Consider the following 2,841-nt stretch of genomic DNA (forward strand, 5'->3'; position numbering starts at 1 on the left):
TCTAGGGTTACTCATTTCACGCCACAATCCGACGAAGCTCCCACAATTGTTGGTTCTAGAACCCAACATAGATCTATTGATAAAATGCATAGAGAGACTAGCTCCCAAACATCTCTCTGCATTACAACCTATGCTCGATCAGTGGTGGAAAGAACAGAACCGCAACATCCGAGAGATCCTTTTGCGCTGTTATGACGCTGTACAAAGGAAGGAATAAGGCATGATCTTACGGACTTTTCTACCCCCAGATTTCGCTAATTCTATGGATTGCGTGGCAGAGTTTTGTTGAAGCAGCTCTGGACTGCGTGTGGCTGAACACCGCTCTGGTGATGCCATACTGCAGGGGGGTGTAAGTAGATGAAACTTCAGATTCTCGCTCCGATTCGCATTCCTTAGTCACCTTGTGGGTCGATGTCTAGACTCCTAATGACTAGTGCATGATTTAGACTATTGCTCCTCGATGTAAGCTTCAGAGTTTTGCTATCTTGGGTTCGCAGTAAATTGTGGCTATACTGCCGCGCCTTAGCTGTGACGCTGAAAATTCATTCTTAAAGTTTGCATAACGCTAAAAAGGGTTAGCCCGCTTGGGATGGCCAGGCGCATTGGGCTATAGAATCGGTCTCATTAAGTAGTATCGAGTGCATAATAGTGGCTAGTTTTCTGGCGATGGCGGTCACAGCCTTTTTTAGCGCGTAGACCTCCACATTCGGCGAATCCACACTATAGTCTAAGCTCTTCGCACTCTTGCCCGATCTTCCCCAGTTTGTAATGGCAAACGCCGGCTAAAAGCCGTCGCACACAGGCATTGCGATCTTTGCTTATGCGGAGCTTCCGAGCATTGGCAGCTGACACTTCGTGAGCTAAACCTTGAAGCATGCAACTAATCTAGGGTCTGTATCTGCCGGTTTTCGTGGTTATGAGCACTTGAGGATATTTTTTTAGATAGCCGACGAATCGATTCCTGATGGTTAGTGATACTGCGTTACTGAACATTGCCGCGACCTTCATCAAGAACACATATTGCGTACAGCTTGACATCAAGGTCTTGCTAGATAGTTAGGAGAATGGGGCTAGTTTATCATAAGCTATGAAGTAGAGCATATGACGGCGTTAATCACCTATTTTCACCTGTTCATATTATCTTGACGAGCTTGGTGAGGTTCCAAACAAGATATAGCTCCTCGCCGTATATTTCCATGCTGACTCTAGCCTCAGCAGTTCAGACTGCCTGTTCAAGCTACTTCATAAAAAGAAATAGCCAGCGATTCACCCTCACCAACTGGCTGTCTTAGGTTACCGAATTAACCAATTTTTAGCCCCGTAGTACTTTCATCTCCGCCTCCAGATCCAAGCCTAGCCCCTCGGCTATACTCTTGCCGTATTTAGTATCAGCGCGGGAAAAGTTACAAATTGCACGTAGTTGGATGTCCTTGCTGCTCACATTTTTCATGTGCCCCACAATGTTTCCTACCAGTCTCGACTTTTGCTTCGGATCCATCAGGCGATAGAGTTCGCCCGCTTGGACGAAATCGTCTTAGATATACTCTCTGGCATGGCTGCCCACTACTCCATGAACTGGATGGGGGGGTATACCTCGGCGTTTGGACTTTCCTTGATTCCATCAACACTGTTAGGCTCGTAGTTAGAGACTATGAGTGTGTTGAAGAGTGCGGACAGGCGCTCATTAGTATAACTTTGTTTCTGAAAATGAAAACATACGTAATAAACACCCATCCGCTAAAGCAGTTTCCTTCGATCTCAAAAGAACTCAAAAGAACTCAAGAAAAATGGAAGCTCTTCCCTCTCCTTTCACTTCGGGGTCGACGTCGAACTCAAGGGCGTCGCTCTATCAGTAATGATCAATGGAGGCACTCCTCGCTACCTTGGCAAATACACCCGCGAGGCATTTCTCCAGCTCGTCAAAGAGCTCGGAGCCCTCGGTCACTCCGTTCATTGTGTCCAAGAAGCCTGTGGCTTCGGTCCTTACCAGCACAGAGGCCTAGGTAAGCTCGGAGCCAATTCATTCATCATTGCACCTAAGAAGCTCGACGGTAAACGCAAGACCGACAAATCCGACGCCAACAAACTCGCTCAAGAGCTCTGGGACTTTGAACACAATGGAGACAAAAAACGCTTCAAACTCATCTACGATTTCACTGACGAACAACGTGAAACTCGAGCAGAGTCTCGCCACATCGGACAGCTCCAGAAGGCTCGCGGTATGCTCTCAGGCAATGGTCGTAGCCTCATGCATGAACATGGATTCTATGAGGTTTCGGATGGTTGGTGGGGGCAGAGAAAATGGAAGAAACTCAAGATCGAGTTAGAGAAGTACAATCCATGGATCGTCAAAATGTTAGAACCTATCCAGCAAAGTATTCAGGGTCTGCACAAACGTATTCACACACTCAAAGTAAGGACGACAGAAGAACTGGATGATACGCCTCAGCCTAAGGGATACGGCGACTTCACCGCTGCAGTGATTGGAAATGAAATAAGCAACTGGCATCGGTTTAAGAACCGAAAACAGGTTTCAAGTTACACCGGGCTATGCCCCTGTGAGGATAGTTCTGGACCTAACCAACGCTTCGGTTCAATTGATAGAAGAGGCAATAAACGGATTCGAAAACAACTCGTTGAGGCAGTCTGGAGGCTATCGACTTGGAATCCAGGATGGCATGGGTTTAAGAAGTTCCCTCACGTTTTTGGTGCAGGAGCAAAAGTAACGGGAGCCACCCGCAAGAAGGCGGTGGTAGCCTGCGCCCGCATGCTGATGGTGGATCTCTGGAGGCTCAACACCGGACAGACAACGCTCGAAAAGCTCGGACTCATCGATGCAAC

Annotated in this window: 2 protein-coding genes and 1 pseudogene; 2 read left to right on the forward strand and 1 reads right to left on the reverse strand. The window is 47.6% G+C overall.

The window, feature by feature from the left end; genetic code table 11:
- A partial coding sequence (locus ABGY95_RS06645; protein WP_347440908.1) for a hypothetical protein occupies positions 1–217 on the forward strand: 217 nt, incomplete at its 5' end.
- 1,095 nt (positions 218–1,312) lie between these two features.
- Here ABGY95_RS06645 and ABGY95_RS06650 read toward each other — a convergent pair.
- Positions 1,313–1,522, reverse strand: a pseudogene (locus ABGY95_RS06650) (catalase-related domain-containing protein); the annotation flags it as partial.
- Positions 1,523–1,855: 333 nt separating this feature from the next.
- Between ABGY95_RS06650 and ABGY95_RS06655 the strand changes: the two are divergent.
- Positions 1,856–2,841 (forward strand): transposase (locus ABGY95_RS06655; protein ID WP_347440909.1); only part of this gene is annotated, 986 nt, incomplete at its 3' end.

The sequence above is a fragment of the Rubritalea sp. genome (assembly GCF_039830215.1).
Taxonomy (GTDB): Bacteria; Verrucomicrobiota; Verrucomicrobiia; order Verrucomicrobiales; family Akkermansiaceae; genus Rubritalea.